The sequence below is a fragment of the Paenibacillus sp. NPDC057967 genome (assembly GCF_042887015.1).
Lineage (GTDB): Bacteria > Bacillota > Bacilli > Paenibacillales > Paenibacillaceae > Pristimantibacillus.
Window position 1 is genome coordinate 184568 of record NZ_JBHVQB010000004.1, and the last position, 25540, is coordinate 210107.

General features: G+C 51.7%; 28 protein-coding genes and 1 riboswitch. Of the genes, 8 read left to right on the top strand and 20 right to left on the bottom strand.

From position 1 onward, the window contains the following. Positions 1-119: 119 nt before the first annotated feature. The 3 genes from ACFVSO_RS11210 to ACFVSO_RS11220 all read right to left on the bottom strand — a co-directional run bounded on the left by ACFVSO_RS11210 (position 120) and on the right by ACFVSO_RS11220 (position 3886). Positions 120-1955, bottom strand: coding sequence for a polysaccharide deacetylase family protein (locus tag ACFVSO_RS11210; RefSeq protein WP_387473264.1), 1836 nt, complete (start codon positions 1953-1955; stop codon positions 120-122). Positions 1956-1965: 10 nt separating this feature from the next. Further along, positions 1966-3396 (bottom strand): MBOAT family O-acyltransferase, encoded by a 1431-nt coding sequence (locus ACFVSO_RS11215; RefSeq protein WP_387473267.1) that lies wholly within the window; start codon positions 3394-3396, stop codon positions 1966-1968. Between the two features lie 64 nt (positions 3397-3460). Continuing rightward, positions 3461-3886, bottom strand: a complete 426-nt coding sequence (locus ACFVSO_RS11220) for a GNAT family N-acetyltransferase (RefSeq protein ID WP_387473269.1) — start codon at positions 3884-3886, stop codon at positions 3461-3463. Between the two features lie 186 nt (positions 3887-4072). Between ACFVSO_RS11220 and ACFVSO_RS11225 the strand changes: the two genes are divergently transcribed. The 3 genes from ACFVSO_RS11225 (at position 4073) to ACFVSO_RS11235 (ending at position 7294) form a co-directional block, all read left to right on the top strand. Beyond that, positions 4073-5032: a cation diffusion facilitator family transporter gene (locus ACFVSO_RS11225; RefSeq protein WP_387473272.1), complete on the top strand. Its 960-nt coding sequence runs from the start codon at positions 4073-4075 to the stop codon at positions 5030-5032. 183 nt (positions 5033-5215) lie between these two features. Beyond that, the gene (locus ACFVSO_RS11230) at positions 5216-6028 is read left to right on the top strand and encodes a (2Fe-2S)-binding protein (protein WP_387473275.1); all 813 of its coding nucleotides are present in this window, start codon (positions 5216-5218) and stop codon (positions 6026-6028) included. Between the two features lie 78 nt (positions 6029-6106). Further along, entirely contained in the window at positions 6107-7294 is a 1188-nt protein-coding gene (locus ACFVSO_RS11235) for a chloride channel protein (RefSeq protein ID WP_387473277.1), read from the top strand. On the opposite strand, the gene ACFVSO_RS11240 is transcribed toward ACFVSO_RS11235, so the two are convergent. Together ACFVSO_RS11240 and ACFVSO_RS11245 are read right to left on the bottom strand one after the other, a co-directional pair. Continuing rightward, positions 7276-8154, bottom strand: coding sequence for a radical SAM/SPASM domain-containing protein (locus ACFVSO_RS11240; protein WP_387473280.1), 879 nt, complete (start codon positions 8152-8154; stop codon positions 7276-7278). The two genes, ACFVSO_RS11235 and ACFVSO_RS11240, sit on opposite strands and share 19 nt — an antisense overlap. Positions 8155-8194: 40 nt before the next feature. Then, positions 8195-8650: a thiol-disulfide oxidoreductase DCC family protein gene (locus ACFVSO_RS11245; protein ID WP_387473282.1), complete on the bottom strand. Its 456-nt coding sequence runs from the start codon at positions 8648-8650 to the stop codon at positions 8195-8197. Between the two features lie 108 nt (positions 8651-8758). Continuing rightward, positions 8759-8858, top strand: a riboswitch (guanidine-I (ykkC/yxkD leader). Between the two features lie 120 nt (positions 8859-8978). Between ACFVSO_RS11245 and ACFVSO_RS11250 the strand changes: the two genes are divergently transcribed. Both ACFVSO_RS11250 and ACFVSO_RS11255 read left to right on the top strand, forming a co-directional pair. After that, positions 8979-9350: a DMT family transporter gene (locus ACFVSO_RS11250; RefSeq protein WP_387473285.1), complete on the top strand. Its 372-nt coding sequence runs from the start codon at positions 8979-8981 to the stop codon at positions 9348-9350. Further along, the gene (locus ACFVSO_RS11255; RefSeq protein ID WP_387473287.1) at positions 9347-9661 is read left to right on the top strand and encodes a DMT family transporter; all 315 of its coding nucleotides are present in this window, start codon (positions 9347-9349) and stop codon (positions 9659-9661) included. Before ACFVSO_RS11250 ends, ACFVSO_RS11255 begins: the two co-directional genes overlap by 4 nt. A gap of 62 nt (positions 9662-9723) precedes the next feature. On the opposite strand, the gene ACFVSO_RS11260 is transcribed toward ACFVSO_RS11255, so the two are convergent. The 4 genes from ACFVSO_RS11260 to ACFVSO_RS11275 all read right to left on the bottom strand — a co-directional run bounded on the left by ACFVSO_RS11260 (position 9724) and on the right by ACFVSO_RS11275 (position 12655). Further along, positions 9724-9942 carry a cold-inducible protein YdjO-related protein gene (locus tag ACFVSO_RS11260; RefSeq protein ID WP_387473289.1) on the bottom strand — a complete coding sequence of 73 codons (219 nt, stop codon included), beginning with the start codon at positions 9940-9942 and terminating at the stop codon, positions 9724-9726. A 66-nt stretch (positions 9943-10008) separates the two neighbouring features. Further along, complete coding sequence (locus ACFVSO_RS11265) at positions 10009-11097, bottom strand: lactonase family protein (RefSeq protein ID WP_387473291.1); 1089 nt, start codon at positions 11095-11097, stop codon at positions 10009-10011. Positions 11098-11163: 66 nt separating this feature from the next. Further along, a complete protein-coding gene (locus tag ACFVSO_RS11270; RefSeq protein ID WP_387473294.1) occupies positions 11164-11886 on the bottom strand; it encodes a DsbA family oxidoreductase in 723 nt (240 codons plus the stop codon). A 112-nt stretch (positions 11887-11998) separates the two neighbouring features. Then, positions 11999-12655, bottom strand: coding sequence for a cell wall hydrolase (locus ACFVSO_RS11275; RefSeq protein ID WP_387473296.1), 657 nt, complete (start codon positions 12653-12655; stop codon positions 11999-12001). Between the two features lie 318 nt (positions 12656-12973). Between ACFVSO_RS11275 and xerS the strand changes: the two genes are divergently transcribed. After that, positions 12974-14071 carry a tyrosine recombinase XerS gene (gene xerS / locus ACFVSO_RS11280; RefSeq protein ID WP_387473298.1) on the top strand — a complete coding sequence of 366 codons (1098 nt, stop codon included), beginning with the start codon at positions 12974-12976 and terminating at the stop codon, positions 14069-14071. A 58-nt stretch (positions 14072-14129) separates the two neighbouring features. On the opposite strand, the gene ACFVSO_RS11285 is transcribed toward xerS, so the two are convergent. Next, positions 14130-14651: an ADP-heptose synthase gene (locus tag ACFVSO_RS11285; RefSeq protein ID WP_387473301.1), complete on the bottom strand. Its 522-nt coding sequence runs from the start codon at positions 14649-14651 to the stop codon at positions 14130-14132. 170 nt (positions 14652-14821) lie between these two features. Here ACFVSO_RS11285 and ACFVSO_RS11290 point away from each other — a divergent pair, with 170 nt between their 5' ends. Then, positions 14822-15808, top strand: coding sequence for a YpdA family putative bacillithiol disulfide reductase (locus ACFVSO_RS11290; protein WP_387473304.1), 987 nt, complete (start codon positions 14822-14824; stop codon positions 15806-15808). Between the two features lie 13 nt (positions 15809-15821). On the opposite strand, the gene ACFVSO_RS11295 is transcribed toward ACFVSO_RS11290, so the two are convergent. The 9 genes from ACFVSO_RS11295 to ACFVSO_RS11335 form a co-directional block, all read right to left on the bottom strand. Next, positions 15822-17159 (bottom strand): DUF4129 domain-containing protein, encoded by a 1338-nt coding sequence (locus ACFVSO_RS11295; RefSeq protein ID WP_387473306.1) that lies wholly within the window; start codon positions 17157-17159, stop codon positions 15822-15824. Beyond that, positions 17156-18283, bottom strand: coding sequence for a DUF58 domain-containing protein (locus tag ACFVSO_RS11300; protein ID WP_387473308.1), 1128 nt, complete (start codon positions 18281-18283; stop codon positions 17156-17158). The genes ACFVSO_RS11295 and ACFVSO_RS11300 overlap by 4 nt, the downstream gene beginning before the upstream one ends. 7 nt (positions 18284-18290) lie before the next feature. Then, the gene (locus ACFVSO_RS11305; protein ID WP_387473311.1) at positions 18291-19250 is read right to left on the bottom strand and encodes an AAA family ATPase; all 960 of its coding nucleotides are present in this window, start codon (positions 19248-19250) and stop codon (positions 18291-18293) included. A 30-nt stretch (positions 19251-19280) separates the two neighbouring features. Beyond that, the gene (locus tag ACFVSO_RS11310; protein ID WP_387473314.1) at positions 19281-20189 is read right to left on the bottom strand and encodes a polysaccharide deacetylase family protein; all 909 of its coding nucleotides are present in this window, start codon (positions 20187-20189) and stop codon (positions 19281-19283) included. Between the two features lie 35 nt (positions 20190-20224). Then, a complete protein-coding gene (locus ACFVSO_RS11315; protein WP_387473316.1) occupies positions 20225-20896 on the bottom strand; it encodes an MOSC domain-containing protein in 672 nt (223 codons plus the stop codon). A gap of 269 nt (positions 20897-21165) precedes the next feature. Next, positions 21166-22815 carry an amino acid permease gene (locus tag ACFVSO_RS11320; RefSeq protein ID WP_387473319.1) on the bottom strand — a complete coding sequence of 550 codons (1650 nt, stop codon included), beginning with the start codon at positions 22813-22815 and terminating at the stop codon, positions 21166-21168. A 116-nt stretch (positions 22816-22931) separates the two neighbouring features. Next, a complete protein-coding gene (locus ACFVSO_RS11325) occupies positions 22932-23525 on the bottom strand; it encodes a response regulator (protein WP_387473321.1) in 594 nt (197 codons plus the stop codon). A gap of 16 nt (positions 23526-23541) precedes the next feature. Continuing rightward, entirely contained in the window at positions 23542-24153 is a 612-nt protein-coding gene (locus ACFVSO_RS11330) for a DUF3298 and DUF4163 domain-containing protein (RefSeq protein ID WP_387473323.1), read from the bottom strand. 59 nt (positions 24154-24212) lie between these two features. Then, positions 24213-24938, bottom strand: a complete 726-nt coding sequence (locus ACFVSO_RS11335; protein WP_387473325.1) for a phosphonate ABC transporter ATP-binding protein — start codon at positions 24936-24938, stop codon at positions 24213-24215. Between the two features lie 155 nt (positions 24939-25093). Here ACFVSO_RS11335 and ACFVSO_RS11340 point away from each other — a divergent pair, with 155 nt between their 5' ends. Further along, positions 25094-25318: a hypothetical protein gene (locus ACFVSO_RS11340; protein WP_387473328.1), complete on the top strand. Its 225-nt coding sequence runs from the start codon at positions 25094-25096 to the stop codon at positions 25316-25318. A 51-nt stretch (positions 25319-25369) separates the two neighbouring features. Here the strand turns inward: ACFVSO_RS11340 and ACFVSO_RS11345 are convergent, their stop codons facing one another. Beyond that, positions 25370-25504, bottom strand: a complete 135-nt coding sequence (locus ACFVSO_RS11345) for a hypothetical protein (protein WP_387473330.1) — start codon at positions 25502-25504, stop codon at positions 25370-25372. Positions 25505-25540: the final 36 nt, after the last annotated feature.

Consider the following 25540-nt stretch of genomic DNA (forward strand, 5'->3'; position numbering starts at 1 on the left):
TCAGCGTTTTGAAAAAAACGTGGGTTTCTCTACATGCTGAGACTGTCAGGCCAATACCTGACAGTCTTTTTTGCTCTGTTGCTAAGCTGACTCATTACCCGGAATGCTCAATTGTTCGTCTATTTGCCCTGCAGTCTTGCGACCAACGTTTCGCTTGGCACTTCTGGACTACCGTTAATGCGTTTCAGAGCAAACAGCGAATCCGAATCGCCTTTGACGATTTGGCTGATGCCCGACTTGGTCGATAAAGTGGCCCGATAACCCATGTCCTTAAGAATTTGCTCAGACAAATGGGAGTAGTAGCCGAACGGATACGTAAAGACATTCACTGTATTGCCAAGCTGCTGCTCGATCGAATCCGCCATGCCTCCGATATCGGTTAGAAGCGCTCTGGCGTAATCCCCGTTTGATTCACCAGGCATTTGCAGCACACCGCTTCGGATGGAAGGATCATCCGGGTTCGATTCATGCATGTCATAGCTGTGATTCTGAATATCAATAATGCCGGAGTCTTGCATTTCCTTAGCCTGCTCCCATGTAAAATGGGGATAGAACTGCTTGCCCGGAATGCGGTGCTCGTTACGTCCAGTGGACCAGCCGATAATGGAGATGGTCGCATTCAGACCCAGTTCCTTCAGAACGGGGTAACCATATTCGTAATTGCTTAAGTATCCATCATCGAACGTAATGGCTACGGGATTATCCGGCAGCTCCTTCTTCCCGTCCACATAATCGATCAGATCCGAGATCAGCACGGCGTTGAAGCCGGCCGCCTTGACTGCTTCCATATCGCTGCGGAACTTTGCAGGCGGTGTAATAAGCGAGTTCGGCTCGTATGGATCGTCATCAATATGATGATAGACAAGGATGGGAATGTTGACCGCATCCGCAGATGGCGCAGCAGGACGATCGAATATCGCAGCTGCGTGCTCCGCAACATTGTCTTTGGTTGTCAATTGTCCGAAGCCGCTCGGCACATATACGCTGTCATCTTGGAAGATGTAGCCCAGCATCATGCTGCCAAGCGTGTTGCGATAATGCATCGTATCGTAGAAGTAGCGCGGGTCCCCGCTGATCGGTGTATATCCGGAGAAATCCCAGAAGTCCGTAACCTCCGCCAGTTTCGTCCAATACGCCTTCAGATCCTCCATGTCATAGCTGAGCAGCTCTTGCTCGGAAGTAGCTCCGGTGATAAGCCGGAAGGTGGCTCCATGCGACTCCGTATAAGCCTTCATTCGCGCCAGCGCCTCTACGTTCTTGTCGAGAGCCGAGGCTTCCAGCTTGCCGAATGGCGCGAAGGCCGCTTTATTCGCTTGCATGTAGGCTTCCAGATCATCGACCTTCTCCGCATCCCGTTTGACCTTGTTATAGACACCGGTCTCCGGTATGAATTGCGAGTATTCGAACGAGTCGACCGCCCGCTTGGCGTAGCCCTCCAATTTGGCATAGCCATAAGAAGGATTCAGCTTCAAATAATCCAGATAGAACGAGAACTTCGAATCGCCCGATACCTTGGCATGGAGCGATTGCTTGAAGTCCGTCGCCTTCTCGTTAAAGTGGCTGAGTTCCTGCAAGCTCATATGCACGACGATATTTTTGGGCTTGTATTCATCCACGAGATAATAAAGCGTCTTCTCATAATCATGGAAGTCGCCGCCGTACATGAGCATACTGTAGAACTTCGCATCGTCGCCGTAATACTTGTTCAGCAGCTCAGGTGAGATCGAGCTGGACTTCGAACCGCCGATAATATACGAATTATAGCGTTCATGATACTGGTCCAGGTAGCCGATCTTGGCTACTCGCGGATTATTGACCATATTATAAGAATGCCATTTCAATACCTTGTCGCCGAATACGCCGAAGGGATCGACGACCATATTAAAGCCGGCCACGACCGTCGCCGCCAGAACCAGCGATGCGACGAACGCGATCAACCATTTGCGCAATTTCACCTGCATCACCTCAGAATTGGAAATATAGGAAATTGGACACCGATGTCATCTGCGCCAGCGAAATGCCAAGCAGCAGTGCTGCAGCCACCGCGTGTCGTACGCCAGGCTTGAAGTCCTGCGTCATCTGTGCCGAGTTTTTCCCGAAGAACGAGATCGCCATGCCAACGAGAAGCAGTGCGATCGTATAAGCGTTGTAAGCAGCGAAGCTCGCCACCTGGTCCAGTGCATCTGTCATATTCATTCCTGCAAAATCCCTCAGGCTGAACATCTTGCGAATGACAAGCCAAGCCTCGCCCATCGTATCGGACACGAACAGAATCCGGGTTCCGATTACGCCTGCGAACGTCAAGGTCCAGGCCAAAATGAACGGCAGCTTCCACTTGTTGCGGTACATGAAGTGGGCCATACATACGAAGACGCCGTTAATGATGCCCCAGACGATAAATTGCCAGCCTGCGCCATGCCAGAAGCCGGAGACAAAAAACGTCATCATGACCGAAAAGTAGAAGTTGAAGCTTCCGCTTCCCTTACGGTAGAAGCTGCGGAAGATATAATCCGATAGAAACTTTGACAGCGTCATATGCCATCTCTGCCAATATTCACGGAAGTTACGCGCCTTGTACGGCGAGTTGAAGTTATGCGGCAGCCGGATATTGAACAGCAGCGCGAGTCCCAGCGCCATGTCCGCATAACCCGACAGATCGAAGTAATACGAGATCGTATACCCGACCGAAGCCAGCCACGCGGAGAGCGTATCGCCTGCTCCGACATTCGCATAGAACGTTGCGGCATAACTCGTGATCGGATCGGCCAGCATGATCTTCTTGGCGCAGCCGATGGAGAACAGGAACATGCCCAGCATAATATTGGCCGGATTGATGCGGCGCATCGCCTTGTCCTGGTATTGCGGAATGACATCGGCATGATGCACGATCGGACCTACGATCAATTGCGGGAAGAAGGTAATGAACAGCAGGAAATCCACTATTGGCGTTTCCTTGGTCAGTCCTTTATAGCAATCGACCAGATAAGCAATCAGCTGGAACGTATAGAATGAGATCCCGAGCGGCAGCACAATCTCCAGCAGCGGGAACGCTTGTCCGGTCAAATGATTAACATTTTCGATGGCGAAATTTGCATATTTGTAATAGCCCAGGAACGCTACATTTAGCAATAAACCGAGTGTAAGCAGCAGCCGCTTCGACCAGCTTGCTCCCCTCTTGCCCGCTTTGACAATCATACTGCCAATTGCAAAGTTGACGAAGATATCGAGCATGAACAGGATGACGAATGTTCCGCTGCCCTGCGCATAGAAGTAAATCGAAGCCATAACAAGCCATAGCTTGGCGACATTCGGCTCCTTCACATAGGTAAGCAACCGGTAGACGAGAAAGGTCACCGGCAGGAATAGGAATATGAATGTATAAGTTGAAAAGATCAACGTGGCAACCTTCTTTCAATAGATGCATGCCAGCAAAAAGGGCCGGCGCGTTCTCCGTACTCCTCTATAGCTTCTTGATCATGCGAATATGCGGGATGCCTTCCTCCATGAATTCATCGGAGTCCGCCGTATACCCCAGCTTCTCGTAGAAGCCCGCAGCTTGCGTCTGTGCATGAAGCTTTGCTTTCGTCAATTCGGCTTCCCTCGCTACTTCTTCAAGCTCTGCCATGACAGCGGCACCGATTTTATGTTTGCGGTACGGCGCAAGCACGCATACTCGTTCCAGCTTCGCAACGCCGTCCACGACCCGAATTCGGCCTGCTCCAGCTGGCTCACCATTATACTTGACCAGCACATGAATCGAATCTTCCTCATGCTCGTCAATCTCGACGTCGGGCGATACGCCCTGTTCATTCACGAATACTTCCATTCGAATGCGGTAAGCCTGGTCCAGCTGTTCTTTCGATTCTACTCTTTCACTTGTTAGCATGGCTCTCTTTCGCCACTCCCTTCATCATATCTTCTCCATTATAATGCTATTTTTCACCGTTTGCCAAAATCGCTTAAAAATCGACGTTTCTCCTCCATGCATCTCTTTATTGAAGAAAAACCATAATAGACATATAATGTCTTGTGTAACAGCTGTTAAAGTTTGGTTATGGAGGTCAATTTATTTATGGGCAATTTTTGGGCGCTTGTCAAAAAAGGCAATACTTCATCCGCCACAGCAGCACTTGGCAATACCGGGCTAGCCATTATTAAGGCCATCGGAGCGTCCATCAGCGGCAGCGGCACCATGTTCGCCTCCGCCATGCATTCCGTCGCGGATGCGGTGAACCAAGGCTTCGTCTTCTTCGGCAGCGTACTGGCCGAGCGACAGCCGACCAAGCGATTCCCGACAGGCTTTGGCCGGGTCGTGAATCTGTTCTGCATGATCGCTGTCATCGTGGTTACGATTATGGCGTATGAGACCTTCCTCAAAGGGATAAAGCTGATCAAGCATCCCGAAGAAGCGACGAGCTTCTGGCTCAACTTCATCATTCTGTTTATTGCCATCGTCATTGACGGTTCTATTCTGATCAAAGCGATGAAAGAGATTGTCAAAGAAACGAGAAGCGGTGCGAAAGGAATGGGTATCATCCCCTCCGCCATCCGCAATGCTGGCCGAGCTGCTCCGCCGACCCGGCTCGTATTCTATGAAGATATCGTCGCTACCCTCGGGGCTGTTTTTGCCTTACTCGCGATTATTCTTGCCGAATATTCCTCATTCAAACTCATGGATGGCATCGCCACCATCTTGATTGCGTGCCTGATGATTGGCGTCGCCTTCAAGGTTGGTTACGACAACATGGTAGGCTTAATCGGAGTCGCGGCGCCGAAGGATGTGGAGGATCGGCTGGGCGCTATCATTCTGGAAAATCCCGACGTTACGGACATCGGCAAGATGCGTATCGTTCAGGAAGGTAAAAATTATCACGTCGAAGCCTATGTAGAGCTTCGGAAAGGCTTCTCGCTTGCAGAAGCAACCGAAATTAATCATCGGATTCGTACCCGGCTGCTGGAAGATCCCGATGTTGCCGATGTAACGCTGGGCATTATGGACGATAACGGGATCATCTCCTGGAAGCGGCCCTAACCCGATTTGACGCGATAGCTCCTGCACCGCCTGCTGCCCGTTTGCTGCAACATGGACATTTTCGAATGGCCATGTCCGCTGCAAACGGGCTTTTCTCCTTCATTGACAGGGGATTCAGCCAGCTCTATAATAGCTCTATTCTAAATGTGACAACAATTTTCAATGCCATCGGAGGGGACGTTCATGTCTCAGGAGCTCGATTTCAGTGTAATTAAAGACTTTTACCATATCTCGCCCGAAGGTGCGGATAAGCCGATATTCGAACTGCCTGCATCCGGGCTCACGAAAGCGGCAAGCGCCAGAGGAGCGCTGGATGAGATGGGCAGGCTGTGGAAAGCCGTTGGCATGGATCTGCCAACCTCCTTCACCGGTATTACACTGTTCAATCTGACGGTCATGAACGTATTTTTTTCCGCCAGCCACAATGTATTTCTGAGACTTCCGCTTAACGCATTGACCTTCCAGCTGGAATGGCATCATGATCACGCCCATTCCGGCTACAAGCTGCAAGCGCTGGAGCAAGTCTGCTTGCCTGTAGACGAGCAGGAGCGCAAGGAAATTCTGATCCGCGAGTGGACCGCCCTATTCCAGGAGACAGTCATCCCTGCGGTCAACGGCATTTCTGCCGCTGGAGGCTTCAAGCCCGACATGATCTGGAACCAGTTCGGCGGAGGCATGCATGGTGTAATCGCTTATGTGCGGCAAGCCTTTGACATCCCTGGATTAGCCGACCGATTGGATGCGGAATTCGCAGTAATCGAAGGTTTGCCTGCGGAAGTATTCCAGCGCAAGCGCAATCCGTTCCTTCATAAGCCGCGCTTTATTGACAATCCTTGGGACCCTTCGGGCAATCCGCAAATGCTGCGATCGTCCTGCTGTATGTATGACCGGCGCGAAGATGGCGCCAAATGCTACAATTGCCCGCAGATGCTGCCGCAGGAGAGAGATGAACGCCGCAAGCAGGTTCTGGATGAGCTGGCTGAGGCCCATTCCTAAAGGAAGCGATCCGTTGTATGATTAGACCGAAGTCTGCTATTTTGGGCAATCGACTATTTACGGAGGAGCTGCAACCTGATGAAATGGCTGAAATGGATTCTTCTCCCCTTAGGAACCGGTGTTGCTGCCGGTTCCGCCTCCGCCATGTTTCTCGCTAGTCTTGATAGCGTTATTGCCATGCAGTTACGTTCTGCCTGGCTCTTATGGCTGCTGCCTATAGGCGGCGCCGCAGTGAGCCTTATCTATATGAAATATGGCAAAGATGCCGTACGCGGCAACAACCTTGTGCTGGAGCAAGTACATAGCGGAAATGGCCATATTCCGTTGCGGATGGCCCCTCTCGTCTTGCTCGGAACGCTGATCACGCATCTCTTCGGCGGCTCGGCGGGACGCGAAGGAACCGCCGTTCAGATGAGCGGCAGCCTCTCCTCGGCCATCGGCGGATGGCTCGGTCTTGATGAGCGCGAACGCAGAATGGCGGTATTATGCGGGATCGGAGCCGGCTTCGGCTCCGTATTCGGCACGCCAATCGCTGGGGCCGTCTTCGGCTTGGAAGCCAGCAGCCGAGGCGCTATGCGCTATCATGCTCTTCTGCCGTGCCTCATCGCCAGCTTCACCGGTCACTATGTAACGCTGGCCTGGGGCATCAAGCATACGCATTATGCTATTGGTGAGCTTCCGACCCTCCACTGGCTCGTAATGGTGAAGGTTGCCGCCGCTGCACTTGCCTTCGGCCTCGCTGCTTGGTTGTTCATCCGTCTTACCGCCACACTGAAGAAGCTGTTCGCGCGAGGATTCAAGCATCCGGCGCTGCGCAGCTTTGTTGGCGGAGTCATTATTATTGCACTTGTCTATGGCATCGGCAGCCGTGATTATCTGGGACTTGGCCTCCCGTTGATGGCAGACGCATTCGATGGCGAAGCCTCTCCGTTTGCCTTTATGTGGAAGATTCTGTTCACTTCTGTCACATTAGGCTCCGGGTTCATGGGCGGAGAAGTGACGCCGCTATTCGTCATCGGCTCCGCGCTTGGGAACACGCTTTCGCCTTACTTGGCCTTGCCGGCATCATTCCTTGCCGCTCTAGGTCTAGCCTCGGTATTCGGTGCCGCATCCAAAACGCCTGTCGCTTGTACCATTCTTGGCCTGGAGCTATTCGGCATACATGGTGCGCTATATTTGCTGATCGCTTGCTTTATCAGCACTGCTGTCTCAGGACGTATGGGAATCTACGAGTCCCATATCCGTACCTATGTCCCAAAGCGTTGACGATAGCCGCACTTGCGGCATAGCTCTTCGACGGCTTCCCTGCGCGAGAAGCCGTCGTACAGATTGGTGGCACGCTCTCCATCCATGATCTCAGCAAAAGGCTTTTCGTGAATATTGCCGAGATTAATAACACCCTCCCCATCCAGACAGCATGGGATGACTGTGCCGTCAATCAAGACACCGGCTTGATTGCGAAGGGCATAGCAGAAGCCTTTCCCGTCATCCTCCTCTTCCTTCAGATCGGGCCACTTGAATTCGGGGTCTTGGTTCAAATAGATGCGGTTCGCAATTTTCACGCCTGTGCCAGGCTTAAATCGTTCTTCAATGTAATAGTCCAGCGAATAAGCCTCCTCGATCATACTAAGAAGCTCCCTGTTTTTCTCCCGCTGCTTGTTCACGTCATTGTCCATGTCCAAATTCCACAGCCGGTAAGAGATAATGACATTACTCGTCTCCTGCGCTTCCTTCACAAAGGCCAAAATATCCGCCAGATAACCCACTTTGTCCTGCGAGCCGGGATGCCCGTCGAAGCTATGCAGCGAGAAATTGATTTGCCGCAGGGCAGGCTTGCCCAGCAGCTTCGCTTTATTTTTCGCAATGAGCGTTCCGTTCGTCGTGATGTTAACCTTGAACCCTTTCTCATGCGCGATATCCAGCAGCTGATCGATCTTCGGATGCAGCAGCGGCTCGCCTTTCACGTGGAAGTAGATATAGTCGGTAAACGGCTTCACTTGATCCAGCGTTCGGCTGTAGTCCTCAACGGACAAGAAGCCTTTGGCTCTTTGCGTCGGCGGACAGAAGGTGCAAGACAGATTGCATATACTAGTTGTCTCTATATAAAACTTTTTAAACTTTTTCATCCGGTTTCTCTCCAATGGTCGCATTCAAAAAAGCAGATTATTACGATGCCGATACTGAAGCAATGCCGTCCTTCACGAATCGGGACATCACTTCAGGGGTAGGCATCAGACAAGACGGAGCGGTGCCGCCGAAGCGATGGCGGTTCTTCGCTATCCATCGATATACGGCATCGCGCAGCGGTGCAGGAACAGCTATGAACGCATATAGCATGCTTCGCCAGCCTCCCAGACCTCTTAACACTCTTAACGCGGCGCCAGAATTCATATAAAAACGTCCGTTGTCATACAGAACGAAGGAATTCCAATTCTCAGTATCCAATCCGCCTTGCCGCAGCAGGCGCTGGCCAGCGACGGATTGCAGCGTCGCGAAGGAAAACGCACGCTTCTTGTCATGTCCAATCAAATATCGGGTAATATGCTGGCACAGATGGCATTCCCCGTCAATCAAGACGATGGCTCCGACACTGGCCTCGCTGTTGTTCTGCAGCAATTCCAAGCCACATCTCCCCTTTCAATTCGATTACCTTCATCCTATCATATTCCTCGAAAAGTTGCACTTGACCCCTGCCCTGGAGTGTACTATAATCAAACGAAACTTCATGAAACTATAGTCTTCTAGGGTTCCGCGGCATAAGCCGGTCTGGTCCGAGGGAAGACACGCGGCTGCAGCCGCGGCAACACGGAGGGATAAAAGCCCGGGAGATCATCGACCAGATGCTTCCAGGGCTTTTTTTTGTGCCTATTTCAGTCATCTGCTGCCCTGTTGGTCCGATGAATGAAGTTTTAGGCAAGATCAAAAACTATAGAAAAGGAGTGGACGAACTATGAAATCAAGCCAAAACAAGTATTGGCTGCTCGTCATTGTGGCAGCTTGCTTTGAGGTGATGTGGGTCATGGGCCTCAAGCATGCGGAAGACTTCCTGTCTTGGGCCGGCACGGTCGTCGCGATCATCGTCAGCTTCCTGCTGCTGATCTATACTGCGAAGAAGCTGCCAACCAGCACGGCCTATGCCGTCTTCGTCGGTCTTGGAACAGTCGGTACTGTTCTTGTCGAGATGGCGGTATTCGGCGAGCCGTTCCGATGGAGCAAGATCGGTCTGATCGCAGTGCTGCTCGTGGGCATTCTCGGTCTGAAAATGGTCACGCACGGCGGAGATGAAGAGCATTCTTCCAAGAAAGAAGGTGAGCCGGCATGAGCTGGTTTCTCGTTATTATGGCAGGATTGTTCGAGGTTGTTGGCGTAGCCGGCATCGCCCAATACAACAAAAAGGCCTCACTGCCTAATGCTCTCATGCTGGGGGGCGGCTTCCTGATCAGCTTCATTCTTCTATCCCTTGGCATGAAAGATATGCCCATGGGTACCGCATACGCGGTATGGACAGGGATCGGCACAGTCGGCAGCGCGTTAGTCGGCATTTTGTTCTTCCGCGAATCCAAAAGTTTTATGCGTATCTTTTTCATCGTACTTGTACTTGGCGCTGTCATTGGCCTCAAACTTATCGGATAATGAATCATACTAATAATCGCCCATGCTCCGTAACGGAACATGGGCGATTGTATGATCAGCAGTTAAAAATCAGATTTCGGCTTGCGAGGCTGCGACTTTGCTTTGTTCTGAACAGGCGGGAGATGTCTCATGCTCCGGTGCATCGGACCGCTGCAGATTGGACATTTCTGCTCGGATGCGGCGAACTCATCCCTTACCCATGCTTTACATTCCGCGTTTCTGCATTTCCAAATCTTCGTAGGCTTAAGATTTTCTTTCGTGTCTATGCTGGTTGTCAACAATAACGATCCCTTTCATATATCCAATTGCAATCGGATTTCTCTTTTTTTATTTAAGTCATTCATTGTTTATACATTAAAGTATGCCGGAATAACACAGACTGGCTTCGTTGCTTCTGCTTCATAGCCTGTAGCCTGCAACGTCCCCTTTTCCGCATCCACGCGGAACGAGACGATATTGTTCGCATCACGATTGGCAGCAAGCAGATATTGGCCATTCGGTGTGAGTGCGAAATGCCTTGGATGTCCGCCGCCCGACGAAATATGCTGGATGAGGCTTAAGCCGCCGTTACCTGGATCCACCGCAAATACAACGATACTGTCATGTCCCCGGTTAGAGCCGTACAGATAGCGCCCGTCCTTGGAGATGGCAATCTCGGCTGTGCCGTTCTCACCGTTATAATCGGCCGGAAGCGTGCTAACCGTTCCCAGCACCTCAAGCTTGCCTTCCGCTGCATCATATGCCAGCGAGGTAACCGTGGAATCCAGTTCATTAATGACAAAAGCAAACTTGCCGTTCGGATGGAACGTCAAGTGACGTGGTCCTGCTCCGGCGTGGAGCTTCACCGTGTCATGGGGTACGAGCTTGCTTGCCTCCGCATCAAGGCGATAGACTGCGATAAGATCCAGTCCCAGATCTTGTACGAGCAGGAAGCGGCCGTCCGGACTGTAGAAGCTGGAATGCGGATGGGGCCTGTCCTGCCGCTCGAGATCAACGCTGCTCCCCTCATGCTGGCGAACATCGGCAACTTCGCCGATCGTGCCGGCTTCCTCGATGTGCAGCAGCCCGGTCATCCCGCCGTGATAGCTGGTCACCGACAAAAACCGGTTGCCTTGATCACGCTGAATATGACAAGTCGTGCCTGCCACCGTCAGTCGACGGCTAAGCAGCTCAAGTTTTCCTTCTTTTTCGTCAATGCGGAATGACGCCGCTTCTCCCGCTTTTTGGCCTTCAGCATTTACGCCTTCCGATATCGAATAAAGCCGTTTCCGCTCGGGATCGACATGGACGAACGTCGGATTTTTCAAGCCGGCATAGGAGCCGGTCTCCGTTAATTGCCCACTCGACTCATCAATTCGGAATACGCGCAGTCCTTGATCGGATTCTTCGGCGTACGAGCCGGAGAAGACAAGCAATTGACGTTGTTCAGCAGCCACAACCTATTCCTCCCCAAGAAATCAGATAGTTAGTATGGACGGCAACTGGCCTGTCCATTCGCCTAATCAGGCTTTATTGTCCGTGCCGGGAGCGCAATACCCGTCGGTGCAAGCAGCACCCTCCTGGTCGTCGCCTACTTGCACAAGTGTCGGATACTTCGCCTCCCATGCTTTATTCAGCGTATCCAGAAATACGGCCGGAGATTGTGCGCCAGACACGGCGTACTTCCGGTCGACAACGAAAAACGGCACACCCCGAATGCCCAAGCGGCTGCCTTCTTCCTCTTGCCCGCGGACGACATCCGCGAATTGTTCTGATTCCAGCACTTCTCTTGCACCTGCTTCATCAAGCCCAGCCTCGACTGCAAGCTCTACCAGACGGGTCTTGTCTGAAATATCTTCATTATCGGTAAAGTAGGCACGGAACAAGCGCTCAGCCGTCTGCGCCCCGCAGCCTTCTGACTCGCCATACTGAGCCAGACGATGCGCGTCGAATGTATTCAGCGCGAGAGCGCCGTCAAATCTGAACTCTAGCCCTACTGCAGCAGCCTGCTGCACCAGATTGTCGCTGGATGCTTTCGCTTGCTCCATCGTCATGCCGTACTTTTTGGACAGCATCTCATACGTATTCATTCTCGCGCTTGAATCCGCATTCGGATCAAGCTCGAAGCTTCTGAATTCCGTCACGACCTGTTCCTTGTGGGCGAACTGAGCAAGTGCCTCCTCGAATTTCTTCTTTCCGATATAACAAAACGGACATACAAAGTCCGACCATATTTCAACTTTCATGTACTTCCACCTCCTGAATGAATGTAACCTTTATTATACCATGTTCTATGCCAATGAACGAATAGCGGCAACCAAAAAAAAGCCCCGCCATTCCAATGGCGGAGCATGCTGTCTAGACTGCAAATATATGGCGTCCAATCTTGCCTGTCTGTGTCCGTGTCCAGATCCACGAGGAAGTCGCAGTGTCCGGATTAAAATAGTACAGTGCGCCATTCGTCGGATCGTAGCCGCGAACGGCGTCAAGTGCGGCCAGGTAAGCTTGCTTGTTCGGCACCATATCATATTGGCCGTCATCGACAGCGGTGAACGCTCGCGGTTGTTCAATCACGCCCTTCACCGTATTCGGGAAGCTCGAGGATGCCAGCCGGTTCATCACGACCGCGCCAACAGCCACTTGCCCGACATACGGCTCGCCTCTGGCTTCGCCATAGATGATTCTGGCCAATAGATCAAGCTCATGCTTGTTTACAGATACTTTCTTCAGCATCGCCCATGTCTGCTTTCCTGCAATGCCGTCAGCGGCAAGACCGTAATCCCTCTGGAAGCGGACAAGTGAATCTTTTGTTACTGGGCCAAAAAACGGTGTGACGTCTGTATTGAAATAACCTAATACTTTTAACCGATATTGTAAGTCCGGAACATCCGGAGCGGTGCTTCCATAAAACAACGTTTGCGGTGCGGCTGCGTGCGCAGACGGAACCGACAAGCTGGTTAATGCGGATAATCCTAAAGCGAATGCCAACGTCATGATAACAAGCTTCTTCTTCATTTAGAGACATGACCTCCTTGATTCATTTACGCTCAAGCGACTCGTTGTAGTGTAACATGAATGAGATAATCATGTAACAGAATTGAACTAATTACATGAATTTACTAATAAAATCCGCTTTTTTTAATTCGACGTTAGAATTATGAGGATATAAATAAAACTATTACGTTTTTTCACTCGAGATAATGTTCAGATTACGAATATTTTCATTATACAAACATACTCTATTGAATCTTGTATGATCATCATCGAGGATTGTCCGCAACCAAGCCCCTTGGTACAATAAGCTAAAGAGCTGGATTTATGAGGAGACACGTGATGAATATTATTAAAATGAAAGACCGGCAGGAGCTGGACGCCAAGCTCCCTACCATGCCATGGTACATCGAGCAATTCATCAACTATAAGCTGCCCGATCTCTCCCCCTCCTCGCTTGTGGAATATATGAGAGATTACGAGACCTTTCTCCATTGGCTCATTAGCGAAGGACTGACGGAAGCGGCCAATCTGAAGGAAGTCCCCCTTCAGGATCTGGAAACGCTGAAGATGGAGAGCATCGATGCGTACCGCATGTTCCTCTCAACGTATAAGCCGGAGCGCAACAACCGAACGACAATCTCCAGAAAGCTGTCTTCACTCCGCTCCTTGTTTCATTATTTGAGCCAAATTGCAGAGGACGACGACTTCTATCCGCTGCTGAAGCGCAATGTGATGGCGAAGGTATCCATCAAGCGTACGCACAAGCCGAAAGATACGGCGGCCAAGCTGGAGGGCAAGCTGCTGCAAGAGGAGGAAATTACGGAGTTCCTTGATTACGTTAAGCAAGGGTATGGCGTAGAGATCGCGAACAATAAACAAGCCTCCTATTCCTATGAACTGAACAAGATTAGAGATGCTTGCATGATCAGCTTTATTCTTCATTCCGGTCTTCGTGTCTCGGAGCTGGTCAATCTGAACACCGATGATATCGATCTGAAGAAGAAGTTATGTTATGTATACCGCAAGGGCAAAAACGACGACACCTTCAAAACACCCGTCTACTTCCGCTACGAAGCGGTTGAGGATTTAAACCATTATTTGTCGGTGCGGGAAACCCGTTATAAATGTCCGAGACGGGAAAAAGCGCTGTTCCTCGCCGTAGCTAACGGCAACAACGAAGGTTCACGAATGACGAAACGAGCGATTCAGGCGATGGTCATCAAATACGCCAAGCGTTTCGGCAAACCTTATCTGTCCGTCCATAAGCTTCGGCATTCCTTTGCTACGGACTATTATTTGCAGAATGATATTTACAAAACGCAAGAGCAGCTGGGGCATGCTTCACCCGAGACTACACAAATTTATGCGCATCTGACAGACAAGACGATGGCCGAGGCCATCGACCGCAGACAACAAGAAGGCAAGTCGGACGATTAGGGCGCTGCCCCGTCCAACTTGCCTTCTTCTGTATCTTCGCATATACGCATAGCCGCTGTTATACTTCCAGGTCCTCAGCAGAGATGCCTTCCTCTACTGCAAACTCGAAATCCTCGATATCATATACTTGCACAGGCACTTCAGCCTCGATCAGCTTATCTTGAAACTCGAATTGATCCGACAATAGCGGAATCCCCAGCTTCATACCGGTCAGCAGCAGCTCGGTCTCGATCGGATCGAAGATTTCGCCATACTGCGCATTGTCCATCGCATTCACCACAGTAAAATGAATATCTTCACTTAGCAAGAGCGCCGAACTTTCCCGCCAAGGCACCTGCAGCGCCTTCTCAATCTTCTTCCGGTTCAGCGAATCCTCGAAAAACGCAATCAATTCAATGATTTTCTCCTTCACGTGACCGTCATCATCGGCATTGTCCATCACCGGGTCCGAACCGTCCCTCATATCATACAGCTCTGCAATGGAGGAATAGGGAACAACATAATCAACCGGACGACTCGGCACGAGAAGATGTCCATACGTTGCCACCATTACTGCTTCTATTACAAATCGTCGACGCATGTCACTCCCCCTGTTTCAATCAGTTTAACGTAAAGCTTCCACCATATTATACAATAAACAGATGCTCGTTCAAGATAGTTATTCGCCAAATTTGCGCACTGGCGCAGTCCGAAGTACAATGTGAATAATCATAATACGTACAAGTAACCGCTCTACAGGAGGATTCATCCATGTCTAATGATACAATTGAACATACCATTATTATCGGCGCCGGACCTTGCGGCCTCGCTGCGGCTATCGAGCTGCAGCGCGAGGGCATTAGTCCGCTCATTATTGAAAAGCGCAATATCGTCCATTCCATCTCTCAATACCCTACATACATGCATTTTTTCAGCTCGCCCGAAAATCTGGAGATCGGTGAAATCCCGTTCACAACGGCTAATGAGAAGCCATCCCGGCTGGAGGCGCTTAACTACTATCGCACCGCCGCGCAGCGCCATAACGTACGCGTTCAGCCCTTTGAGACCGTTTTGTCCATCGAGCGTACCGAAGACGGCTTCAAGCTGAGTGGCGAAGACCGTTTCGGATCGCCGCGGGAGCGTTATTGCCGCCATGTCATTATCGCAACCGGCTACTTCGACCATCCGAATCGGCTGGGTATCCCCGGCGAGGATAAGGATAAAGTAAGCCACTTTTTCCGTGAAGCCCATCCTTATGCAGGCATGGAGGTTGCCATTATCGGAGGCAGCAACTCCGCAATCGATGCCGCGCTTGAGCTTGAGCGTGTCGGCGCGAAGGTAACGGTCATCTACCGAGGAGCGCAATATTCCTCTAGCATTAAGCCTTGGGTCAGACCTACATTTGAGGGCAAAGTAATCAAAGGCTCCATCACCATGAAATTTTCATCCCAAGTCATAGATATTGCCGATACGTATGTTATTATTCAGCACGAAGGCGGAGAAGAGAAGCTCACCAACGATTTTGTGCTGGCTTTGACCGGCTTTCATCCTGACCGCGGCTTCCTGATGGAAAGCGGCGTAACCATTGAAGCAGAGGGATATCCGACATTTGATGAGAATACGATGCAGACCAACGTGCCGGGCATCTATCTGGCAGGCGTCGTAGCTTCAAAGCATGAGGCCAATGAAATCTTTATCGAGTCCGGCCGCTTCCATGGACGAAAGATCGTCCAGCATATGCTTGAACAACAAAAATAACGGCGATCCGCCGTTATTTTTTGTTGCGTTTATGAGTCTGCAATTTTGTTCGGAATTGCTGTACTTGATCATCTTGGGGCTCTTTGTCTCCATAGCGGACTGCCTCGTATTGATCAATAAAGGGATGAACCCACTCCCTGTCGCTTGGCTGCTGCACGCTCCCTTGATCGGCAGCGGTCTCACGCGGGGTCAAATGCGGCTTATGCTCATAGCCTCGCTTCTTTGCATCTGCTACCCAGCTTCGGTACAAGTACCTGACTCTGTCGCGATTCGTAGATAAGGAATCCCATTCATCGCCTTTGCCCCCGCCTGAGCCGAACAAGGAACGAAGCCTGTTCTTCATCCGGTTGCGAAGGTCGGAGAAAGACATCAAGTCCTCAATTTCATCGGTAAATCCCGTTTCAGGCTCCGGCTGAGCGACTCTGCGTCCAAGCAGTTGGTTGATCATCGCCTTGATGGCATGGCCGAATTTCTTGATCACCAGCTTAATAAGGTACACTGTGCCTACAGCCATTAGAATTGTGAAGACGACAACAACTATTATATCCAAATAGTCCCAGACACGATATCCATCCGGATTAAACTTTGGCAGCATGCCCGGTGGCGGAGTTTCTTCAATTGGCGGCGGCTCCGGCTCGCCTGATCCGAATATGGCGAGCAACGCACGAAGGATGGAGCGGAGCATATCCTCTATCGCATGTCTGAGCTGCGCAATGGCCATCACCAAACCAAGCAAAGCCATAAGAGAAACAATCCAAATACGGTTCTGTCTGCGTGTAGCTCTCAACGCTTGGGATGAACGGTGATCGACCACTTCATTCGTGACATGGCGTTCATTCCTAATGACCAGCAGCAGAAATATGGAAGCAATCATGCCTGCATTCAGAATGCTTGTATACTCGCTGAGCGGCTGGATCATCCCCATCTTCAAAATCTGGGTCGCAATATAAGCCATTATTCCTACTAACATATGCACAATATGGAAGCTGGCCTTCCAGCCTTGATTCAGTTGCTGGTAGCCTCTATTCACGAACACTGCGGCTAATAGCGTCATGGTCACTAGCGGTACCGGAGACAGAGCCACTCCAGTGAACATGGCAACAACGACGCCATGGGCTGCCGCTGCCGCTAAGACCAGCAGCAAGCGGGTTACAAGCCTGATTCGCGTATGTAAGCTGAGCAAAGCAAGCGGCACGCAGTAAGCCAGAGGCAACGTCGCCAGCCACCAGTTCAGCGTCGCGGCAGGCAATAATAATATGGTGAGGGTCAACAATACCGGAAAATAAAATAATAGCTCGATATAGCCAGTAGCGACAGCTCTCCAGAGAGGAATCCGCGATGCGTTCTTCATGCGCTGACCTCCTCTCCTGTCTTCGCCCCGGCTTGGAACGGTTCCAAGCCCTCTCTCGGAATGACCCAAACGGTTACCGAGTTGCCGCAAGCGCGCAGCTTGTCCGAAGCAAGCTCCAACGTATCGGTCCAATAAGCGGATAAAATGACGATGTCTTGGTTGGAATAACCAAGCGACGCCTCGTGCTCCAGCAGCTGGCTGAAGGAGACCGTCCGGCTAAGCTGCAGCATAGCCATAACCTCCAGCAGAAGCAGCATATGCTCATGTCCGCGATTGCTCTCGATGCGAACGCTGTCAGGGCCGGATCCGATCGGCATATTCGCTGTGAATCCGGCCGCCATGCCTTGCAAGATTGCGGCGTTTGCAACGCCTGCGGCCCATTCGATCCCCCGCTCGATCAGCGCCTCGTTCGATACGGCGCGCCACATCTTTTCATTGTCCTCTACGTTCAGCAGAATCATCATATTCCGCTCCGCCGTATAGTCGTACTGGTGTACCTGAAGCCCACCCGTTCGCGCGCTCGCTTTCCAGTTGATTTGCTTCATGGAATCGCCTGGCTGGTACTCTCGCGATCCGGAAACGACGAATGGATCGGGCACTATAAAGCGCTTAACGGCATATTCGCCTTGCATGCTCCGGGAAGGCAAGAGATGAAACGGAACATCGGCAGGCCGGGGATAGACGATCAGCTCGTCCTGAAGCTGGAATTGCGTGTGCTGCCGGAAAACGCCCAGCAGGTCGCTGCTTGTCATCGTTACGGAGCTAAGCCGATAGCTGCCTCTCCTAAGCGCTTTAACATAATGCGTGCGAGTCAGCCGCTTGTAGCTGCCCAGGCTGAAGAAGCTTCGATGGTTCTGATACAGGCTGCCGCTGCTTACTTCGATATTTTCTCCTTGCAGGAATTGAAGCTGCGCCGGAAGCTGCGACTCCACGCGCAGCCAGGGCACAGGCAGGCTCTTGCGATTCTCCAGCTGCTCCACCAGTTCAATCTCGTCCCCTGCAAAACAAGTGTGCTGGCGGAATTTCCGGCTGTAGCCGAGCTTGCGAAGCGAATACCGCCTGAACATACGCCCTTGGCCATAGATGGCAGCCATGCCGAACAACAGCACCCATAGAATAAACATATTCAGACTACCTCGATGCCAGGCCGATCTCGGCCGGCACTTCGATGTGGCGAATGATCTCTTCCAGCACCTTTTCCGCCTGCCCTTGCGTTCGGGCGATGCCGCGCAAGGCAAGACGGTGCGCAAGCGTTGGGAACGCCATCGCCTTAATATCGTCCGGCGTCACATAATCGCGCCCCCGCAGAACGGCATGGACCTGGGAGGCCCGCAGCAGCGCCTGGCTGCCGCGAGGACTTACGCCAATGGCCACGTCCTCCCTGGTACGCGAGCGCTCCACAATTGCAAGCAGATAAGCCAGAACGTCGTCGGCGATTCCTACCGAGCGATAGGCTTGTCTTGCCGCCGCAAGCTCCTCTGACCCGGCAATCGGCTGAAGCGTCTCCAGCGGATCATGCTCCTTGAAGCGCTTCAGCAGCCGCAGACCTTCCTCCGTAGTCGGGTAGCCCATCTTCACCTTGAACAGGAAGCGGTCGAGCTGGGCTTCAGGCAACGCGAATGTCCCTTGATGCTCGATCGGATTTTGCGTCGCAATAACCATAAACGGAAGATTCAGCTGCATCGTCTCCCCGTCAATACTCACTTGACGCTCTTCCATACATTCCAGCAGACTGGACTGCGTTCTTGGCGTGGCCCGGTTAATCTCATCCGCCAGCAGCAGGTTGGTGAACAACGGTCCCGGACGGAATTGAAATTCTCCATGCTTTTGATTAAAGTAATGAATGCCGCTTAAGTCCGAAGGAAGCAGATCTGGTGTGAATTGTACACGCTTGAAGGTAAGCGACAGCGACTTCGCGAACGACTTGGCGAGCACCGTCTTTCCTGTTCCAGGCACATCCTCCAGCAGCACATGACCGGATGTCAGCAGGCCAATGAACAGCAGCTCGACGACTTCTTCCTTGCCGATTATCACTTCGCTGACATTACGCTTGATGTCCTCTGCTAATTGTTTAACCGCTTGCAAAGACATAGATTCAACTCCTTATGTGGTGGGGTTAGATTATGCACGGCTTCTCTGCAGCTGCTGAAGATCACTCCAGCGTACTAACTTGATCCCCTGCTCTTCAATCATCTTACGCACTTCCGAGTCGCGGAAGATTTCGAACTCCATGCCTCGCTTTACCGGTTCACGGTGGAAGGCGTTCAGCTCATCCGTCACTTGAGAGGGATGAATAATTAATTCCGATACGCCCGGCTTTAAGTTGGCCAGCAATTGCTTCATATCGGCTTTGAACGAATCAAAGCTCTCTCCCTCCTGAAGCGGGAATGGCAGGCCTAGCAAATAATCCAGAATGACGACGCCTTTGGCATCCGCAAGCGCCGCTACTGCACGCGCCTGCTCCTCCATCTCCGCCGGTGCGACACCGCTCTCCACCTGCACGTACCTCGGCAGCCGGAACGGCAATCCGTAAGCTGCGCACACGTCCAGCACCTCAACCATAAAATGCTTTCCAGTCTGCAGCCCGTACAAGCTGCCCATGTGATTATCTGCATGCGTAGGCTTCATGCCAAGCTTGATCGCTTTCTCGATTTGATTCACGAGCTCACGCTTCACATGCTCCGATTCCGCTTGCAGCTCGAAGCTGCGAACATCCGGATGAAAGTAACCCTCCGATGTGGTCAACGAAGAGACATCACCGTTATCCGTAACAGGTCCCCAGCCGTAAGCCTCCCATTCGCTTGTAAAGGTCAGATGCACGCCAACATCATACTGAGGATGAGCGGCGCTCCAATGCGCAGCCTCCCTTGCCCACCCGCAAGGCATCATAATGGTGGCAGAACTGATCGCGCCCTCTGTCAGCAGCTGTTGTGCAGCTGTATTGACCGAATGGCATAATCCATAATCATCAGCGTTAATAAGAAGAAGCCGATCATCTGATTGGTATCCTAGCGCCTGCGCCAAGCTCATCTTCATTCCTCCACCTGATTATTTAATGGCATCAATTATTCAAGTCGTTCTGACAGCTTGCTCAATCTCGCCGTCAATTGATCGCGCCAGCTCGCTGCCAATTCCTGTACCTCAAGCAGTAACTCAATCGCTTTTGAATTGGATTTCTCCTTATACATCACATGATTGGCTGCTGCAATTGAGAATTTCGCCTTATGGCGCTCCCGAATGACGATAGAATCTCCCGCCTTCACCATACCTTCCTGCAGCACTCGGAAGTAGAAGCCCGTATAACCCGTCTGCTGCGCCAATGCAGGCAGCTCCGGCCATTCATTGCGCAAGCCCAGCTTGTAGCAAGGCTGCCTAGGCTGGCTGACTTGCAGCACGGTATCACCGATCCCGACAATATCACCGATATGCAGCTCTTCCTCTGTCCAGTCCGTCAACGTAAAGTTCTCGCCGAACGCCCCGTTCCGCAGGGGACGGCCAAGCTGCTGCGACCAATACGGGTACCTGTTCACAAAGTAGGCGCAGATGGCCTTGTCAGGCCCGCCATGATGAACGGTATCGCCTTGTCCATCCCCTTCAATGCCGAGAAGATGTACCTTCCTCGCTTCATCCGAAGCCGATTTGAATATTCCGCTGAGCACTTGTTTCGCGCCATGCTGCAGCAACTGAGGTTGCCCCACTTGCAGCGAAGCTAGAGTAGCCGTATCGCCTGCGTCCATGACTGCTCCTCTTTTCTATTAATCTCGTTTAACTATGTCCATTATAAGCTTCGCAGGGAGAAGTTGGCAAGAAAACAAACTAGTGCCATTAATGATTAATGACACTAGTTAAATGGCATATGAACTTCATTGTCTTTCGACATGTTCTCTGCCAGCCTTACAGCCGCTGTCGAAACCATTTAGTTTCTGTCCGTTATTGCGCTTCCCCGGGAAATGAAGGGCAGGAAATAATTCATTTCCCGCCTCTATTTCCTTCCTCCTGCTCCACTTTACTTTCGCATTTCATTGCCAAGTGTATGCACTCTTCCTCTCCAATCGGACCATGCTTCGGTAAGCACCAACAGCAGACCGAGGACGAGAGCGGCGATAGCCGCATCCCACGTCAAGAAGACAATGGAAAGCGCAGCGCATACGCCCAGCCAACAAAAGGCAATCGCATTGACAGGATGACTCCATTCTCCAAGATGCCACGGCGCGTCCTGCCAGATCCCGTCATTCCCGCTCTTGCTTCTTCCATGCCGGATCGATTGGCGAACGAATCGTTCTCTCAGCCTTAGCCCGATCGGAATTCCATAAGCGGTGTGCAGAAATACGATAGATATAGTTAAAAGTCCGACGAACGACTCGTTATTCCACCGTAGCTGTGCGCATCCCAGAAGAAGCAGAGCCATTCCGGCAGCAGCCCAACTGCCGTGGGAAGTGATTCTTCCCTCAGGAGTGACACGTCCGATAAAGCGGCTGCACGGAATGGATTCATCCCTCGCCAAGCTGAACATTGCACGAGCACAGACGGACATGGACTGAAGACCGCTTGCCCATAATGAGGCGATAATTAGAACAGCGATGAACATCGAGCCACCCCAGCTTGCAATGGCAGACTCTGCGAACAGCGCGATATTTGGCTTGTCTGGCATTCCTATTGCCGATTGGACCAGAGTACCTGTCCCATAGCTATATGCGACCGCCAAAGTAACGACCGTAAGTAAAATCAGACCGCCAATATACGTATAAGCGGTGGACAAATAAATCGCCCAAGGCACTCGCACTCGAGGCTCCAGCGTCTCCTCCGCACCGGCTGCCGCACCGTCCATCCCGAGAAAAAGCTTCAGAAGCAGCAGCAGACCAACCATATAGGATTCCGGGCGGACATGCCCCATAAAGCTCGCCGTATCGAATTGATACAGAACGGCAGCAGAATATGAATTCGGCCAAAGCAGCCATAGCATTGATCCCGTCACAAGTCCAATAATTAGCAATTGCAGCCATATACCCGCTCCATGCAGCCAGCCAAGCCAAGCAGCTCCCCAATGCAAGCAGGCAGCTTGCGCGACTGCGATAAGTGCAGCCAGACACAAGAAACTGACGACTGAAGGGGCATATCCGAGATACCAAGATGCGAAGCTGTCCGTCAAGTAGGCGCATCCGCCAATGAAGAGCGCCAGCATCGCCAGATGGCCGGCAAGGTGGAACCAGCCGGCTCTTCTTCCCCATTTCATGCCTCCAAGAATAATCGACGTATGTGACAGGCTGCCTGCCGTTGGCATAGCGGAGGCGATCTCCGCCAGGCTGCCGCTTACACATATATAGAAGAGCGCAAGGATCGGCAAGCCGAATCCGATGATGGACAGTCCCCCCTGCCCCACTGCCGGTCCGAACCACAGTGCCGAGCTTCCGATCAGAGCCATCGTGCCAAATGATAGACCGGCCGTCTGCCAGCCGCTTCTGTCACGACGCAACGGCTGGGTCAAGCCGAATCGGTACAGATCCTGCCTGTCTTGCATGGCTTGCGTTTCTTTGCCGTAGCGCATCATACTCTGATACCTGCTGGTCCGATAGCCATTGCTGGCTTTATAAGCCAACCCGAAGATCAGCACGCATACTAGGGCAGATAACAGCAACCCGATATAAGCGGCAATCATGTCCCCACCTCCATACCCTACTCTATGTGAAGAGACTTCAGGGCATGCAACACAGTCCATTTATGGAGAATGCAAAAAAACCTCTGACCCTGCATCCAGCAAGTCAGAGGTTTCGATTAACTGATCTCCCGGTGATGCATGCCGCCGGCCATTTCGCGTACGGCTTGCTTCACATGAAGCAGATCAAATGGTTTGTCGAGCAAGCAATGAAAGACAAGCTTTCTGGCTTCCGCCAGCATATCCGCGTCGGCGAATGCCGTCATGAGCGCTACAGGTGCCAGATTGTTGGCCTTGCGAATTTCCCTCAGAACGTCAATACCGCTTATATCCGGCAGCCGGATATCCAGCAGGACGCAATCCGGCTTTTCGCTCAGCCATGTGTCAATGGCCTCCCGTCCCGTACAAGCCTGCAGCACGCAATAGCCTTCCTCCTGCAGCATCTCGGCCATCAGCATGCGCAAGGCATTCCCGTCGTCCACAATTAGGACTAACGGCTGCTCACGCTTAACCGCCGGTTCGAATAACCGCTCCTTTAGCGGAGAAGCTTTGGCAAAGGCGTTCGCTTGCACGGCAGCTTCGTCGGCCGGGAATTGATGCCGCGCCGAATGGCTGCTCTCTTCGCGATTCCGCGCACTTCGTTTTGCCCGGATGAAAGCCGCTGCCAGCACTAGCAGCGCCAAGGCAGCGGCGAGCCAATACGTAACGATCATAATTTACTCCCTCATGTTAGTCATTTGCGAGCATAGGACCAAGCGGCCCTTCTTCATTAATCATATCTTGAAGAGCGTAGACCGATATCGGAAAATACAGAAAACCATAAACATATGCAGCCAGCTCATATAATCCGAAATAAATGACAAGCGAACGGTCCGCAATATAAAAGGGCTGATCCGGCGCAATGCTCTTGAACGGCTCCAATGTGGGAATATCCCGTTCCTCTATGCCCTGGACGACAAATTCATTAATCCGGGCCACATAATCACTGCCAGGCTTGAACAGCTCGCTAAGACTGTAAACCTTGCCTGTCGAGGCTTTGAATGTCAGCGATTTCTGAAGCGTCATGCCATGGGCGCCTCCCGTATAGGCGTAATTAAATAACGAGAGGCTGAGCACATCCTTTTCGTTCGTCTTCACTTCATAATAAGCGATCATCTCCGCGCGCGGATCTTCCAGACTTCCTTGGCTATTGACAAGCTGCTGAGCAGCCGCGAGTATCGCTTGATTGATCCGGGCATCCGCCTCGGCACTCGTACCGCCGCTTACGTATGGCAGGGACAAATCCGCCTTGGGGAACGTTGCCTTTGCCGTCTGTATGACAAGAGGCGCTTGAGGAGCCATATGCTTTCACCATCCTGTACTTAAGATGGTTCATTGTATGCCGCGTGGCGCTCGGACCATTACAGCTGCATCTTCTCGCGTTCTGTTAGTCGTCTTCCGTATACATCAAGCACGAGATTGCCTTTGTTCAGGCCCAATATGCGGTCCGCATACCGCTCTGCCCAATCGCCCTGATGCAGAACGGCAATGACGATGATGCCTTCGTTTTTGCACAGTGCCTTCAGCTCGCTCAGCACCGCATCCGCCGCATGCGGGTCCAGTCCCGACACCGGCTCGTCGGCCACAATAACTTTCGCCCCGTGAACCAAAGCTCTTGCGATCGCCATACGCTGCCGCTCGCCGCCGCTCAAGTGCTTGGCAGGCAATTTTGCTTTATCCAGCAGCCCTCGTTTCTCAATCATGTCCATTGCGCCCATATAATCGTCGCTGCGAACCATGCCTGTCCATCGCCGCCATGCGGGCGTTTGGCTAACAGAGCCGATGATGACGTTTTTCAATCCGCTTTTATCCGGGAACAGGAATGGCTTCTCTTCCAGATAAGCAACCTGCTGCTTCACTTTCCGCTTAGCCAGAATACCTTCCTTGAATACATCCTTCCCATTGAACATGTATGTACCGGAGCTCCAGCTCTCCTGCAGCGCCAGACATTTCAGCAGCATCGACTTCCCGCTTCCGCTGCTTCCCTTCACGGCGATGAAGTCGCCTTCATACGCCTCGAAGCTAATATCATTAAGCACCTTTGGACCGCCCGGGATCCGCTTCGACAAACCCTTAATTCTTAACATGTTCCGCACTCCTTCTGCTCGATGCCAGCCTTCTATGAATCTAGTTTAAAGTAAATAAAAAACTCTTTCCACACGAACAAATGTTTGCTATAATAAAAACAAGAACAAATGTTCTGAATATTACAAAACATATCCTTGAAGGAGGCTAGATCACCATGAAATCCAACTGTGAAAATTTCCGCTTTGTAGAGAGAGGACGCTCCTCACGAGACTTAACGTTTAAGTTTTATAATGACGGGCGGCTCGTTATTCTTGATAACGATACAGAGGAGGTGATCAGCCCTAGAGATCTGCGAAGCGATAGCCGCGATTTCTATGTTCGCAAGCGTATCGCCTTTATTAAGAACCAGCTGGTGGCCAGCCAGTTGAAATATGCCTAATGAAGAGGAGAGAGCAGCTACTCTAGCGGCTCTCTCCTCTTTTTTCCTGCCCTACGGCTGTTTGTCAATTCCGTTCAGGCTTGGAGGACGTTTCGCTTGCTTATCCGTCTTCGGCGTGATCGCCTCTTCCTTTTGGCTTGCGTTGTCCTGCTGATTGTGGGTCTTCTCGCTTTTGTTGAACGGCATCCGATCACCTCCACTTACATTATGCGGAAGCACGAA